The following is a 14,985-nucleotide window of genomic DNA, read 5'->3' as shown; positions in this document are numbered from 1 at the left end:
CTGTTTTGGACCGGTACGGGCGGGATCTGGTCCGGAAGCCTTTTGCTACCCGGCATGAGGGGAAGAGGGAGACACGGCGTATGTGTGATTGTTGGCGGCGCATGAGGCGCACAAGGCAACCGGAGCCCGGTAAATCATGACAGCACATTGGCAGGACGGATATGGCCTGATCGTCCACACGGACGAAACCCGTCAGCGCCTTGCAGACATTCTGCATTCGGCCCGGCGCGGCGAGCTGGCCCTGACCGAGCCGCAGGCAGAAAGCGTGCTGGCAGCAACTGACCGCCTGGCAAATGCGGCGATGTGGCTCGTCGCGCACATGACTTACGCCTGCCGGGTCGATCTGTCCGGAACCCCTCTTTCTGCCGAGGACTTCAAGCCGTCTCCCGAAGGCCACACCGGCGGCTCCCTGAACATGGCGATCGCCTTTGCGGGCTACCTTGCAGCCAACGCCCTGAGCGGACACACACGTGCCTGGACACTTGGCCAGGGCCATTGCGTGGCCGCGATCGAAGCGGTCAACACACTCACGGGCGATGTATCCGCTTCGCAGCGCGGCCGGTATGACCGCAGCGAAGCCGGACTGACCCGGCTCGTCCGCGATTTTTACAGCTATGCCATGACGTCCGATGGAAAGCCGGCCGTTCCCCTTGGAAGCCACGTTAATCCAAATACGGCCGGCGGCCTCTCGGAAGGCGGGTACCTCGGCTTTGCAAGCCTGCAATATATCCATATGCCGTTGCCTGGGGAACGCCTGGTGGCCTTTCTGAGCGATGGCGCGTTCGAGGAGCAGCGCGGATCCGACTGGGCACCGAGATGGTGGCGCGCCTCCGACAGCGGCTTTGCCATTCCGGCGATGGTCCTCAATGGGAGGCGGATCGAACAACGAACGGAAATCTCCCAGGAAGGCGGTCTCGACTGGCTGGTTCGCCACCTTGAACTGGGCGGGTTTGACCCGATCATCCTGGATGGTCACGATCCCCTGTCCTATGCCTGGGGCATCCTTGAAGCCGAAAAGCGGCTGGTCGGACTCTCAGAGGCTGACGGCCCCTATCCGGCAAGGCTCCCCTATCTCATTGCGCCGTGCGTAAAGGGCTACGGTTTCCCGGGCGCTGGGACCAACCGGGCCCATAACCTCCCTCTCGCCGGCAACCCCCATACCGACCCCGCAGCGCGAGCGGCCTTCAATGAAGGGGCAAGGGCACTCTTCACACCACATGACGTTCTGGATAACGCAATCCGTTCACTGAGCACCCACAAGGCGCAAGGGCGAGTGCTGGAAAGCCGGAACGCCTGCGCCGTTCGGAATGTACCGGGCCCGCACCTTCCTCCACACGCGGCGGCAGGGTCTGGAAGCGAGCCCCCGGCCTGCGCCATGGACGGCATCGACCGGTGTTTCGCCGGCATTGCGCGCGCCAATCCGCACCTGCGCATCCGGGTTGCGAACCCCGACGAGCTTCGCTCGAATCACATGCCGCTCACGCTGGAACTGCTGAAACACCGGGTCAACGTCCCCGAACCCGGCACGCCGGAAGACATCAATGGCTCGATCATTACCGCGTTGAACGAAGAAGCCGTCATCTCGGCTGTGCTCGGCAACAAGGCCGGACTGAACCTGGCGGTCAGTTATGAAGCCTTCGCCATGAAAATGCTTGGCGCCCTGCGGCAGGAAATCATCTTTGCGCGCCGCCAGAAGGAACTCGGCCAGCCCCCCGGCTGGATCAGTGTCCCCCTGATCGCGACATCCCACACCTGGGAGAACGCCAAGAACGAGCAATCTCATCAGGATCCGACCCTGCCCGAAGCCCTGCTCGGCGAGATGTCCGATACGGCGCGCGTCATCTTTCCGGTCGACGCAAACAGCGCCGCGGAAGCCCTCCACAGTGTCTATCGCGGACGTGGCGAAATCGCCTGTCTTGTCATTCCCAAACGACAGGTCGGCGAGCTCCTAACCCAGGAAGAGGCCGCCGATGCTCTCAGGATCGGCGCCATCCGGATTGCCGGAGACCTCGAATCCGCACGCGTCCAGTTCGTCGCCATCGGCGCCTACCAGGCGGTCGAGGCGCTTGCGGCCCATGACCGGCTGGCCGGGCGCGGCGTGGCCTCCTGCGTCACCCTGGTGCTTGAACCCGGTCGGTTCCGTTCCGGCCGGGACCCGATCGAAACGGCCAGCACCGCACCGGATCATATTGTCCGCGCCCTGTTCCCGGCCGGCCTGCCCCGCATACTCCTGACCCATACCCGGCCGGAACCCATGACCGGCCTGCTCAGACGTATCGACGAAGGCCCCGGCCGGCTGCGGGCGCTCGGATATATCTCACGAGGCGGTACACTGGATGTACCAGGAATGCTGTTTGCCAATCGCTGTACCTGGGCCCACGCGGTCGACGCGGCCATGACGATCGCCGGTCTCCGGCAGACCGGCCTGCTCACGGAAGATGAGCGCCGCGCCATTGAAGGTAACGGCGACCCGTCCGTGCTGAAACAGGTTTTACCCATCCACCGAACGGAGACCGTGCAATGACTCTGACCCTGACGAGCCTTGGGGGAGCGGGAACCGTTACAGGTTCGCGCCACCTTCTCGAACATGACGGACAGCGCCTGCTGATCGATTGCGGCCTGTTCCAGGGATTCAAGGGCTTGCGGGAGCGCAACTGGGCGCCCTTCCCCGTCGACCCGTCCTCGATCGACGCCATTGTCCTGACGCACGCCCATATCGACCATAGCGGCTATCTGCCAAAACTGGTCAGGGAAGGCTATCGTGGCCCGATCTACTGTTCCGGGGCGACGAAGGACCTTTGCGAAATTCTTCTGCGCGACAGCGCATATATATCCGAGCGGGACGCCGAACGCGCAAACCGCTATCGCTACACAAAGCATGAGCCGGCAAAGCCGCTTTACACGGTGGCGGATGCCGAAGCTGCAATCGCGCAATTGGTGCCGGTTGCGTTCCATACAGATATCGCGCTCGACATCGGAGCCCGCGTCTACATGCGGCGCGCAGGCCATATTCTCGGCGCCTCCACGCTGGAAGTGAAATGGGGCGGGAAGACGATTGTCTTTTCCGGGGACCTCGGACGATATGATGACCCGTTCATGTTCGATCCCGAACCCGTCCGCAAGGCCGACTATGTCGTTATCGAGTCCACCTATGGGGACCGGACCCACCCGAAGACCGACCCCATGGAGCAGCTTGGCGAGGTCATCGGCCGTACCGTCAGCCGCGGCGGGACGGTCGTCATTCCGGCTTTTGCCGTCGGACGCGCCCAGCTGCTTCTCTATCATATCTGGATGCTGAAGAAGGCCGGACGCTTTGCAAACGTCGCGATCTATCTCGACAGCCCCATGGCCATCAACGCGACCGAGCTTCTTTGCGCCCACCTCGATGATCACAGATTTACACCCGATGTGTGCATGGAGACCTGCAACATTGCCAGTTATGCGCGTGACGTCGAAGCCTCCAAGGCGATCACAAGCGACCGCATGCCAAAGGTGGTGATCGCAGCGAGCGGCATGATGACCGGCGGCCGGGTCCTGCATCATGTCGAAGCCTTTGGCGGGGACCGGAAGAACACGATCCTGTTCGCGGGCTACCAGGCGGCCGGGACGCGCGGCGCAAAGATCCTCGAAGGTGCCAGGTCAGTTCGCATGTTCGGCAAGGAAGTTGAGATCAGAGCGGAAATCGCCAGCCTCCCCGCCTTGTCAGCCCATGCCGATGCCGATGAACTGATGAAATGGCTGGATGGCTTTGCGGCCCCGCCAGCCAGGACATTTATCGTTCACGGGGAACCGGAAGCCTCCAGCCATTTCCATGACAGGATACAGGAGGACCTGGGCTGGCCCAGCGATGTTGTCCGCATAGATCATACCTACGATCTCGCAGGAGGCGCTTGATCGTGCCCGGCGATCATGTTCCCGGCGGCCAGCCCCTGAAGGCCCGGCGCCTGAAATGGCACACCCAGGACGATGCCATCATCCTCATGCGCACCGACTGTCCGGTCTGCCGCGCCGAGGGCCTGACATCACGTTCCAGAATCCTTGTCACCTGTGGCACAAGATCGGTGATCGCCACGCTGCATCAGATCGAGGACGACTGGCTACCTATTTCTGAGGCGGGGCTTTCGGAAGCCGCCTGGAAGCGGCTCGGCGCTGTCCCGGGTGCAGACCTCAGCATTGCCCACGCACCGACGCTCCCATCCCTGTCCGATGTCCGCCAGCGGATGACCGGAAGACGGCTTGGCGCGGACGCTTTCGACAGGATCATCTCGGATATCGCATCGGGGAAATATTCCGATGTGCACCTAGCCGCTTTCATATCCGCCTGCTCCACCCTGAAGCTCGATCTCGGGGAAATGAAAGCCCTGACACATGCCATGGTCGGGGCGGGCGAACGGCTGAGCTGGGATGCGGACCTGGTAATCGACAAGCATTGCATCGGAGGCCTGCCCGGCAATCGGACAACGCCGATCGTTGTGGCGATCCTTGCCAGTCAGGGCCTGACAATACCGAAGACCTCGTCGAGAGCCATCACGTCTCCAGCCGGAACCGCCGACACAATGGAAACTCTCACTCGCGTCGATCTGTCGATGTCCGAGATCCGCCGGGTTGTCGAAGCAGAGGGTGGATGCCTTGCCTGGGGCGGCGCCGTCCAGCTGAGCCCCGCCGACGACGTGCTTATCCGGATCGAGAGAGCTCTCGATATCGATGCCGAAGGCCAGCTGATCGCGTCCGTCCTGTCGAAGAAGATCGCTGCGGGCGCAACCCATGTCGTACTCGACCTGCCGGTTGGGCCGACCGCCAAATTGAGAAGCCGGCCGGATGCTGAAGCATTGATCGAACACATGACGGCGGTCGCCGGGGGGTTCGGCCTGCAGACCCGGTTTGTATTGAGCGACGGCAACCAGCCCGTCGGCCGCGGGATCGGTCCGGCCTTGGAAGCATGGGATGTCCTGCACGTCCTCCAGCGGCAACCGGCCGCGCCTCTCGACCTGCGGGCGCGCGCGATTACCCTTGCCGGGGCAGCGCTTGAACTTGCAGGCCGCGTGGCGGAAGGCCAGGGCGGAGACGTAGCCCGCGAGGCGCTTGATGACGGATCGGCCTGGTCGAAATTCCAGGCCATATGCGAAGCGCAGGGCGGGCTTCGGGTCCCCCCTGTCGCGGACCACTCAGCCCCTCTCCTCCCCCGCCTTGCTGGCAGGCTGACGCGCATCGACAACCGCAAGCTTGCAAGACTCGCAAAACTTGCCGGCGCGCCGGAACGTCCTGCCGCCGGCGTTACCCTTCACAAGCGCCTTGGAGACTGGCTGAACCGGGACGAACCCATTGCCACCATCCATGCCGAGGCGCCGGGCGAACTTGCCTATGCCAGGGATTATGCCCGCAGCCACACCGACATGTTCACCATTGAAAGCTCTCCAGAATGACGCTCTATATTCCCCTTCCAGGCAACACCGCCATGGCCAGCGAGCTCGCCCGGCTGACGGGGGGTGAACTGGGCACTCTTGCGGTCCGCCGGTTTCCCGATGAAGAAACCTATGTCCGCATTGAAACCGATGTCAGAGGAAAGCATGTCGATCTGGTCTGCACGCTTGCGCGCCCCGACCCTCAGTTGACCGGGCTCCTCTTTGCCGCCGCGACGGCCCGCGAGCTCGGCGCAGAATCCGTCGGACTGATTGCTCCCTATCTCGCTTACATGCGCCAGGACCGGCGATTTTCCGAAGGAGAGTCCGTGTCAGCACGGCATTTTGCCCGGATGCTGTCGAGCGTTTTCGACCGGCTGGTCACCGTGGATCCGCATTTGCACCGGATACATGATCTGGGAGAAATCTTCCCGATCGCCACACGGGTTGTCCATGCAGCACCTGCCCTTGCCGACTGGATCTGGCAGAATGTTGAAAACCCCCTCGTGATCGGACCCGATTCCGAAAGCGAGCAATGGGTGTCCGATGTAGCTTCCCGGGCGGGCGCGCCTTACCTGGTCCTTTCCAAGACACGCCACGGAGACCGTGATGTCGAAATCGCGGCGCCTGGCCTCGCCGATTGGGCCGGACGGCAGCCTGTCCTGATCGATGACATCGTCTCTTCCGGACGGACGATGATCGAGGCCGCACGGCATTTCCAGTCGGCCGGATTTCCGAAACCCGTCTGCGTCGTGGTGCATGCGATCTTCGCCGATCAATCCTATGCGACCCTCCAAACCGTCGCCTCCCGGATCGTCTCCACCAACAGCGTCCGTCATCCGTCTGCTGAAATCTCCATCGCGCCCCTCCTGGTTGAGGCCGGCAAGGCAAACGCAGGCGCCTTCGGGTCGCACTGAAGACCGGCAGGAATTGCTGGCGGTGTCCCCCAAGGGAACGAAGCCTCGCATATGTGGAAGCTCCAGCGAGGGCGAGACGGTCCGCCGGAACGGCAAGGCGGATTGCACCAGCCATGCCGGCCGTTCGGCCGCCGCGGGCCGGGCTCTTCCGGTGGAAGGCTCTCCGCACTTTTTTTGAGGGGTCATGCCGGTAAGTGCGTAGTGGAGGCAGGTGATAACAACCTGCATTGAGGGGGTGAACCATGACCTGCGCCAAATACCGATCCATGGTCCTTGCAACAGTGGCCCTGATCGGACTGCCGGCACTTGCCCAGGAAACACAGGAGCAATCACCTCCCGATCCGCAGACAGCTGCGCTCCTGGAACGAATCGAACAGCTGGAGGCCGAGCTTGCGGATCTGCGCGGCGAGGTCCTGCAATCGGCCGAGACGGCCAGCAAGGCGGAAGCCACGGCCCAGGACGCAGTCGACCGGATTGCCGAGGTACAGGATCAGACATCTCCCGGTCCGGCCTATGCCGTCTCTCCCGGCATGCCCGACACGAAGTGGCACCTTGCCGGTTATGCCGATGTCGGGTTCGTCGGCGGTGACACGTCCGGACCGGACAGTTTTGTCAGCGGCAAGTTCAACCCCTCGTTTCATTTCCAGTACAAGGATTTCCTCCTCTTTGAAGGAGAATTCGAATACGCGACGACTGGTGATGGCGAAACGGAATCGGAACTCGAGTACTCTCAGATCGATCTTGTATTGAATGACCATGCCGTCCTGGTAGTTGGTAAGTACTTAAGCCCGATCGGCCAATTTCAGGAACGGCTTCATCCAAGCTGGATCAACAAGGTACAAGGCGCACCCGCCGGGTTCGGTCATGATGGCGTTCAGCCGGCGAGCGACACCGGTGTCCAGCTGCGGGGCTCGATCCCGGCCGGCGTCACCCGCCTGACTTACGCTCTGGCTGTCGGCAACGGTCCCCGCACAACGTCTGAGGGCGGTGTCGAACTCATGGGGATGGGGAGCGACGACAATTCAAACAAATCGATCGGTGGACGGATCGGATTTTTCCCGATGCCGGCCCTGGAGGTCGGCGGCTCCTACCTGACCGCACGCGTCGATGGCATCATGAACCCCGACATGCCTGTTCCTTCCGGCTCCGGACTTCCGCTCGATGCCCGCTTTCAATTGTGGGGCGTTGACGCGGCCTATACGAAGGGACCGCTTGCAGCCCGTTTCGAATACCTGAAATCCGAACGCGGCAAACTCTTCACGGCAACAGATGAAGAGCCTGACGGTGTCCTGTTGCCGGATCTGGAAATGGAGGCCTGGTATGGGCAAGTGTCATACCGACTGTCCGGCTTCAGTGACTCCGAAATCATCCACAGGCTGGAACCTGTCGTCCGGTACGGGGAATTCAGCATCAGCGGGCACCCCGAACTTGAGGAAGAAAACGCCCAGAACCGCCTGAACGCCGGACTGAACTACTGGCTGGCACCGACCATTGTCGCCAAAGCGGGCCTGGAGTGGCGGGATTACACGGTGCCCGGCGTCCCGGACGAAACGCTCATCCAGTTCCAGCTTGGTTACGGGTTCTGATCCCGAAGAAAGGAGGACATGATGAAGTCCTGCATATTTCCCGCCTTTACCCTGGCAACCATCCTCCTGACAGGTGGGCCAGCGGCGATCGCCCAGTCAGGGCCCGAAGAAACGCCCGCGGCGGAGAGCGCGGCCGACACCGATCCAATGCAGGATCCGATGCAGATCGTACGCGGTGCGAAAGCCTGGAACGAAACCTGTTCGCGTTGCCACAATCTTCGCTCACCCAGCGAGCTGACGGACGAGGAATGGGACGTTTCGGTCACGCATATGCGGGTGCGCGGCAACCTTCCCGCCTCCGACGTGCGGGACATCCTGGCCTTTCTGCAAGCCAGCAACAATCAATAATCCCTTCTCTTAAAGGATGCGTCTCATGCCCTTCCCCAAAAAGACCGCCCGTTTCGGCCTGTCCGCCCTGATGGCTGTCATGGTCCTTGCGGCGCAAGCAAGCGCGCAGGAAGACCCCGATCCCGCGCGTGGCAAGAGGGTCTATCGCGGGACCTGTATTGCCTGCCACGGCCCTACGGGCAAGGGCGGCATCCCGGGAACCCCCGACTTCACGAAGGGCAATGGCGTCCTGTCACAGGATGACAGTGTTCTGACCGATCACATCCGGAACGGATTCCGGAGCAAGGGGTCGACCATGCCCATGCCGGCAAAGGGCGGAAATCCGAAACTGACCGATCAGGATATCCAGAATGTCCTGGCTTACCTGCACGAGGAGTTCGGCGAGGAGAATTGATATGCGCCGGCGCGGCCTTTCCAGCGGCAAGCCGATCGCATCCGCGGCCCCGGATCTCCGGGTCCTGTCGCCGACCGGACCTATCCTCTGCCTCTGACGCTCGAGATCGTCCGTACAGAAACCCGAAAACCGGAGAAAAGGCCCCGTGAATTACAGACACCTGCTTGCAGCGCTCCTTCTGGGCAGTGCGATAGCCTTTCCAACCGGCGGCCTTGCACTTGCCCAAGCGCCCCTGACCCTCCCGGAAGCTGTCGACATCGCGCTCGGTGCCGATGATCCGAGCGTCGCAAGGCTGGAACAGGAAGCGCTTGCCTTTGACGACAAGGCGGTCGCCGAGAGCCAGTTGCCCGATCCGGTTGTCAGCGCCCAGATCGCCAATGTCCCGTTTCCCAGCCTCGACTATGACCGGGAACCGATGACGCAGCTGAAATTCGGCGTGCGCCAGGCGCTTCCAAAAGGTGAGACGCTTGCCCTGGCGCGTGAAAAACAGACGGCTCAGGCACGAAGCGCACGGTTTCACAAATCCCTGCAGGAACAGCAAATTGCTCTTGAAGTGCGCCAGACCTGGCTTGAGCTCTCTTACTGGCGAGATGCCCGCAGACTCACGCTTGAAAGCCAGCGCAAGGTCAGTGAACTTGGCGGCGTTGCCCAGGCCGACTATGCCAGCGGGCGGTCTTCCCTGCAGAATGTCCTTCGCATTGATCTGGAAACCTCTTCGCTGGACGCGCGGCTTGTCGACATCCAGCGCAATGAGGACCGGGCCAGGGCAGACTTGATCCGGCTGATCGGCCCCCTGGAAGGGGCGAGGCCGCTTGCATCAGGCGCCCCCATTCTCCCCCCGGTCACCGGTGAAGATCTCATTCGGGAACGCCTTGCCAGCCATCCCTCGCTCCGGGCTCTTGATGCCAGCGTCACATCGAAGAGCCGGGACGTCGACATTGCTGCGGAACAATACAAGCCGGGTATCAGTTTCGATGCCCAATACGGCATCCGGGACTCGCGGTCGGACTTCGGATCCGTCGGGGTCGCCGTCTCGCTCCCCCTCTTTTCGAAAAAGAACAAGGATTATGCCCTGCGCGCGACAAAGCGGCTGCGCGAAGCGGAGAGACTGGCGCGGGACACACAGGCCCTGGAACTCGAACGTGCGCTGCGCCGGGACTGGGCGCAATATACGCGCCTGGGCGAACAGATAGAGGTCTATGAAACCGATGTCCTCGATCGTGCCCGGGACACCCGCGAAGCAGCCATGGCCGCCTACGGCAACAATCTTGCCGATTTTGCCGAACTCGTCCGCGCAGAACTCGCCGTTCTGGATACGGAACTGACTCTCAGCCGGCTGAGAGTCGACCGGCTGCAGGCGCAGGCAAACCTTCTGTTCCTGAGTGGAGACTAGCATGCGCAACACAAAGCTTATCCTGCTCGCGGCCACATTCGGTCTCGGGCTTGGCGCCGGAGCCGTGGTCATGAGCCTGGCCAGCGGCAGCGCCGGTCAGACATCCGGGAAGCAGCCTTCAGCAGAAAGGAAGCCCCTCTACTGGGCCGCGCCAATGGACAAAAGTTACCGCAGCGACTCTCCCGGCCTGTCGCCCATGGGGATGGAGCTTATTCCGGTTTATGCCGATGACGAGAGTGAGGGCGACGATCGCAACCTCGTCAGGATCAATCCGGCAGTCGAGAACAATATCGGGGTCAGGACAGCGATTGTCGCCACCAGCGAAGCACTTCCCGCTGTCGAAACCGTCGGCACGGTCCAGATCGATGACGACAATACTTCCGTTGTGGACGTTCGGACCGAAGGCTGGATCGAAAACATGCCCGTCAAGGCGATCGGCGATGAGGTCAGAAAGGGACAATTGCTGTTCCAGATCTATTCGCGCCCCCTCGTCAGTGCGCAGGACGAGTATCTGCAGGCGACGCGCATGGGCAACCAGAACCTGATCACGGCCACAAAATCACGGCTGGTTTCCCTCGGCATGAGTAACCGCGCCATCGAGAGCCTGAAGGAGAGCGGCCAGTCCGAGCGCCTGCTGAATGTCTATTCTCCGAGAAGCGGCATCGTCACGCAGATGGGCGCTGGCGAAGGTGGGTTCGTCAAACCCGGCATGAACGTGCTCAAGATCGCCGACCTCAGAACGGTCTGGGCAATTGCCGATGTCTATGAAGACCAGGTCCACCAGGTCCGTCCCGGTCAGGAAGTCACCATGCGGATGAGTGGGATGCCCGGCCGCGAATGGAAAGGCCTCGTTGAATATATTTACCCGACCGTCAACGCCCGGGCTCGGACCGTTCAGGTCCGGATCAGCTTTGACAACAAGGACGGGCTGCTGAGACCGGACATGTTTGTGCGTCTCAGGATCGAAACCAGCTCCGACGTTCCGTCCGCAGACGCATCGGACAAGGTCGTCATTCCGCGCGAAGCGCTCATCCGGACCGGACGCACCGAACGCGTCATCCTGGCGCTGGGAGATGGCAGGTACCAACCGGCCCAGGTGGTGTCCGGCCGTGAAATCGGGGACGATATCGAAATCTTGTCCGGTCTGGCCGCCGGGGAAAGAATTGTCGTCTCATCGCAATTCCTGCTCGACTCTGAAGCAAGCCTGCGCGGAACCATGCTGAGGCTGACGGCCGGCCAGGACGAAAGTGCGTCCATGGATATGGGTTCGTCATCCGAAATGCGGCAGGAAGGCGCGCCAGAAACACAGCCCGCCGATACGGCGCAGACTCGCGGCATGGTCGTATCTGTCATGCAGGCGCATGGCATGGTGACCATCGAGCACGCCCCGGTCGAAGCCCTGGGCTGGCCGTCCATGACCATGGCGTTTGTGACAGATCCGGCTCTGCTGAAAGACATCGGCAAGGGAGACAATGTCGACATTACGGTCAAGGCCGCGCCGGACGACAATGGAAATTACGTCCTCTCCGACATCCGCAAGATCTCGCCGGCCCGGGTGGACGCACAATGATTGCAAGTCTTGTCCGCTGGTCCATCGGGAACCGGGTCCTGATCCTCCTGCTCGCCGCACTCCTGGCCGTCTGGGGCGGGTACACCCTTAAAAAGACGCCCCTGGATGCCATTCCGGACCTCTCCGATGTTCAGGTCATTATCAAGACCACCTATCCGGGCCAGGCGCCCCAGGTCGTGGAAGACCAGGTGACCTATCCGCTGACGACGGCCATGCTGGCCGTGCCCGGCGCGGTCACGGTCCGCGGGTACTCGTTCTTCAATGACAGTTTCGTCTATGTCATCTTCGAGGACGGAACCGATCTCTACTGGGCCCGCTCGCGGGTTCTTGAATACCTCTCCCAGGTCGCACCGACATTGCCAGCGGCCTCCCGCTCCGCGCTGGGTCCGGACGCAACCGGGGTCGGCTGGGTCTATCAGTATGCGCTGGTCGACCGGACCGGCCGGCACGACCTCTCCCAGCTCCGCTCCATACAGGACTGGTTCCTGAAATACGAATTGCAGACGATCGACGGGGTATCCGAAGTCGCAACGATCGGGGGCATGGTCAAACAATACCAAGTCGTCGTTGACCCGGAAAAGCTCCGCACCTACGACATTCCGCTGGACAAGGTCCGTTCCGAGATCATGCGCGGCAATCAGGAAACGGGTGGCCGCGTCATCGAAATGGCCGAGGCCGAGTACATGGTTCGCGCGTCCGGCTACATCAAGGGCATCAAGGACCTCGAATCCATTCCCTTGGCGGTGACCGACAAGGGCACCCCGATCCTTCTGCGGGATGTTGCCCAGATCCGCCTCGGCCCGGAACTCAGGCGCGGAATCGGCGAACTCAATGGTGAAGGCGAAGCGGTCGGCGGCGTGATCATCATGCGCTACGGCGAAAACGCCATGCGCACGATCGACCTCGTGAAAGAGAAACTGGAAACCCTGAAGGAGAGCCTGCCTGAAGGTGTCGAGATCGTGACGACCTATGACCGGTCTTCCCTGATCGAGCGGGCGGTCGATACGTTGAAGGAGAAGCTCGTCGAGGAATTTATCGTCGTGCTCCTGGTCTGCGCCCTGTTCCTGTTCCACGTTCGCAGCGCGGTTGTCATCCTGCTCAGCCTGCCGCTCGGAATACTGGCGGCGTTCATCGTGATGGACGCTCAGGGCATTAATGCCAACATCATGTCGCTCGGAGGGATCGCCATCGCCATCGGTGCTATGGTCGATGCCGCGATCGTCATGATCGAAAACATGCACAAGCACATCGAGCGAACGCCTCTGACGAATGAAAACCGCTGGGCGGTCGTGACCCAGGCGGCAATCGAGGTCGGCCCTGCGCTTTTCTTCTCCCTGCTGATCATTACATTCAGCTTTCTCCCGATCTTTGCACTGGAGGCTCAGGAAGGACGGCTCTTCCATCCACTGGCTTTCACCAAGACCTATGCGATGGCCGGCGCGGCGATCCTGTCCGTTACGCTTGTGCCCGTACTCATGGGCTATTTCATCCGGGGCCGGGTTCTGCCCGAGCACAAGAACCCGGTGAACCGGCTGCTGATGGGGGTCTACCAACCCTTCATCAACATGGTTCTCAGAGCGCCGGTTCTGATGATCGTGATCGCATTTGCGGTCATGGCCAGCGCGATCATCCCGCTCAGCCGGATGGGGTCGGAGTTCATGCCGGATCTCGACGAAGGCGATCTGCTCTATATGCCGAGCGCATTCCCGGCGGTCTCGGCCGGGAAAATGTCCCAGATATTACAGCAAACCGACAAGCTGATCATGACCGTTCCTGAAGTCGAGACAGTCTACGCCAAGGCGGGACGGGCAGAGACGGCGACCGACCCTGCACCGCTCACCATGGTCGAGACCACAATCCGCCTGAAGCCAAAAGAGGACTGGCGGCCCGGCATGACAACCGCAAAACTGAAAAAAGAGCTGGATTCTATTGTCCAGGTGCCCAGTCTCACCAATGTCTGGATCATGCCGATCAAGAACCGGATCGACATGCTTGCCACCGGCATCAAGACCCCGATCGGGATCAAGGTTGCCGGTCCTGATCTCCAGGTCATCGGCGATGTCGCCCAGCAGATTGAAACGGTGATCAAGGACGTTCCCGGAACATCTTCGGTTTATGCCGAACGGGTGACCGGCGGACGCTTCGTGGATGTTGATATCGAGCGTGAGGAAGCGGCCCGGTTCGGGCTGAATGTGGCAGATGTGCAGGACCTGGTGAAGACCGCCATCGGCGGCATGACCGTCACCCAGTCCGTCGAGGGACTGGAGCGCTATCCTGTGAATGTGCGCTATCCCCGGGAATATCGTGACTCTCTGGAACGGCTGGAAAACCTCCCGGTCGTGACGAAGACCGGAGCACAGATACCCCTCTCGCGCCTTGTCGACATTTCCATTTCCGGCGGGCCGGGCGTCATCAGGAGCGAGAATGCCCGCCTGAACGGATGGATCTATGTGGACATATCCGATGTCGACATCGGAACCTATGTCAGGAATGCCAAGAAGGCGGTCGAACAAATCGACCTGCCCGCAGGTTATTCCCTGTCCTGGTCGGGCCAGTATGAATACATGCAGCGCGCCAAGCAGCGCCTCAGCCTCGTCGTTCCGCTGACCCTGGTCATTATCCTTCTGCTGCTCTTCCTCAATTTCAGGCGGCTTGTGCCAGTCTTCATCATCATGGGGACCCTGCCCCTGGCGCTCGTCGGCGGGCTCTGGTTCCTGGACATGCTGGGTTACAACATGTCGGTTGCAGTCGGTGTCGGATTCATTGCGCTCGCCGGGGTATCCGTCGAGATCGGCGTTCTGATGATGGTGTATCTGGAGCATGCTCTGGAGGCCAGAATCGAGCAGGCGCGGGCCGAAAAGCGCGATCTGACCAGGTCTGACCTTCGCGCGGCGGTCATTGAGGGAGCATTGCTTCGCGTCCGCCCCATCATGATGACGGTCGCGGTCGTGATTGCCGGCCTCCTCCCGATCATGCTGGGTTCCGGAACCGGCTCTGAAGTCATGCGCCGCATTGCCGCCCCGATGGTCGGCGGAATGACCAGCGCAACCGTACTGACATTGCTCGTCATCCCCGCCGCATTCCTGATCTGGCAGACACTTGCCCTTAAACTCCCGAAAGAGACATTGGGGACAGAATGAACCTGGGCCATCTGCCACATTGGCCGGTCAAAGGCCTGGAAGAGGTTCTGGGCGGCCACCTTGAGCTCCCGGCCCTCGCCGTCGGTCATATCGCCCTGCACCTGCGAGGGAGGCGCCAGCAGACATAATCTTCTCGCCCCTCCCGCCTCGCCGCGCATTCTCGCCGCTACTGCGCCCTCATGCGCAATATATTGCCATGACAAGCAGCGTTCCGGGTTTGTCCGTGCCCAGATGTATG

Annotated in this window: 10 protein-coding genes; all 10 read left to right on the top strand. The window is 61.5% G+C overall.

Annotated elements, in window-relative coordinates:
• Positions 1-136: 136 nt before the first annotated feature.
• The gene (locus HJA_RS03615) at positions 137-2,524 is read left to right on the top strand and encodes a phosphoketolase family protein (protein ID WP_051597319.1); all 2,388 of its coding nucleotides are present in this window, start codon (positions 137-139) and stop codon (positions 2,522-2,524) included.
• Positions 2,521-3,894 (top strand): MBL fold metallo-hydrolase RNA specificity domain-containing protein, encoded by a 1,374-nt coding sequence (locus tag HJA_RS03610; protein WP_035578350.1) that lies wholly within the window; start codon positions 2,521-2,523, stop codon positions 3,892-3,894. The genes HJA_RS03615 and HJA_RS03610 overlap by 4 nt, the downstream gene beginning before the upstream one ends.
• A 2-nt stretch (positions 3,895-3,896) precedes the next feature.
• On the top strand, positions 3,897-5,423 hold the full coding sequence (locus HJA_RS03605; protein ID WP_035578874.1) for a thymidine phosphorylase family protein: 1,527 nt from the start codon (positions 3,897-3,899) through the stop codon (positions 5,421-5,423).
• A complete protein-coding gene (locus tag HJA_RS03600; RefSeq protein ID WP_035578347.1) occupies positions 5,420-6,316 on the top strand; it encodes a ribose-phosphate pyrophosphokinase in 897 nt (298 codons plus the stop codon). Before HJA_RS03605 ends, HJA_RS03600 begins: the two co-directional genes overlap by 4 nt.
• A 242-nt stretch (positions 6,317-6,558) precedes the next feature.
• Positions 6,559-7,902 carry a porin gene (locus HJA_RS17810; RefSeq protein WP_051597318.1) on the top strand — a complete coding sequence of 448 codons (1,344 nt, stop codon included), beginning with the start codon at positions 6,559-6,561 and terminating at the stop codon, positions 7,900-7,902.
• Between the two features lie 21 nt (positions 7,903-7,923).
• The gene (locus HJA_RS03590; RefSeq protein WP_162177024.1) at positions 7,924-8,250 is read left to right on the top strand and encodes a cytochrome c; all 327 of its coding nucleotides are present in this window, start codon (positions 7,924-7,926) and stop codon (positions 8,248-8,250) included.
• Positions 8,251-8,275: 25 nt separating this feature from the next.
• Positions 8,276-8,644: a c-type cytochrome gene (locus HJA_RS03585; protein WP_158531453.1), complete on the top strand. Its 369-nt coding sequence runs from the start codon at positions 8,276-8,278 to the stop codon at positions 8,642-8,644.
• Positions 8,645-8,789: 145 nt separating this feature from the next.
• Positions 8,790-10,037, top strand: a complete 1,248-nt coding sequence (locus HJA_RS03580; protein WP_035578342.1) for a TolC family protein — start codon at positions 8,790-8,792, stop codon at positions 10,035-10,037.
• A gap of 1 nt (position 10,038) precedes the next feature.
• Positions 10,039-11,607: an efflux RND transporter periplasmic adaptor subunit gene (locus HJA_RS03575; protein ID WP_051597316.1), complete on the top strand. Its 1,569-nt coding sequence runs from the start codon at positions 10,039-10,041 to the stop codon at positions 11,605-11,607.
• Complete coding sequence (locus HJA_RS03570) at positions 11,604-14,747, top strand: efflux RND transporter permease subunit (protein ID WP_035578340.1); 3,144 nt, start codon at positions 11,604-11,606, stop codon at positions 14,745-14,747. Before HJA_RS03575 ends, HJA_RS03570 begins: the two co-directional genes overlap by 4 nt.
• Positions 14,748-14,985 lie beyond the last annotated feature (238 nt).

It is taken from the genome of Hyphomonas jannaschiana VP2 (assembly GCF_000685215.1).
GTDB lineage: Bacteria > Pseudomonadota > Alphaproteobacteria > Caulobacterales > Hyphomonadaceae > Hyphomonas > Hyphomonas jannaschiana.
The sequence above is the reverse complement of the archived record's forward strand: the minus strand, read 5'-3'. Positions and strand labels throughout refer to the sequence as shown.

Excerpts from the sequence above, each read along its gene's own strand:
- HJA_RS03615 (WP_051597319.1), top strand. The coding sequence starts at position 137 with ATGACAGCACATTGGCAGGACGGATATGGCCTGATCGTCCACACGGAC.
- HJA_RS03610 (WP_035578350.1), top strand. The coding sequence starts at position 2,521 with ATGACTCTGACCCTGACGAGCCTTGGGGGAGCGGGAACCGTTACAGGT.
- HJA_RS03600 (WP_035578347.1), top strand. The coding sequence starts at position 5,420 with ATGACGCTCTATATTCCCCTTCCAGGCAACACCGCCATGGCCAGCGAG.
- HJA_RS17810 (WP_051597318.1), top strand. The coding sequence starts at position 6,559 with ATGACCTGCGCCAAATACCGATCCATGGTCCTTGCAACAGTGGCCCTG.
- HJA_RS03590 (WP_162177024.1), top strand. The coding sequence starts at position 7,924 with ATGAAGTCCTGCATATTTCCCGCCTTTACCCTGGCAACCATCCTCCTG.
- HJA_RS03585 (WP_158531453.1), top strand. The coding sequence starts at position 8,276 with ATGCCCTTCCCCAAAAAGACCGCCCGTTTCGGCCTGTCCGCCCTGATG.
- HJA_RS03575 (WP_051597316.1), top strand. The coding sequence starts at position 10,039 with ATGCGCAACACAAAGCTTATCCTGCTCGCGGCCACATTCGGTCTCGGG.
- HJA_RS03570 (WP_035578340.1), top strand. The coding sequence starts at position 11,604 with ATGATTGCAAGTCTTGTCCGCTGGTCCATCGGGAACCGGGTCCTGATC.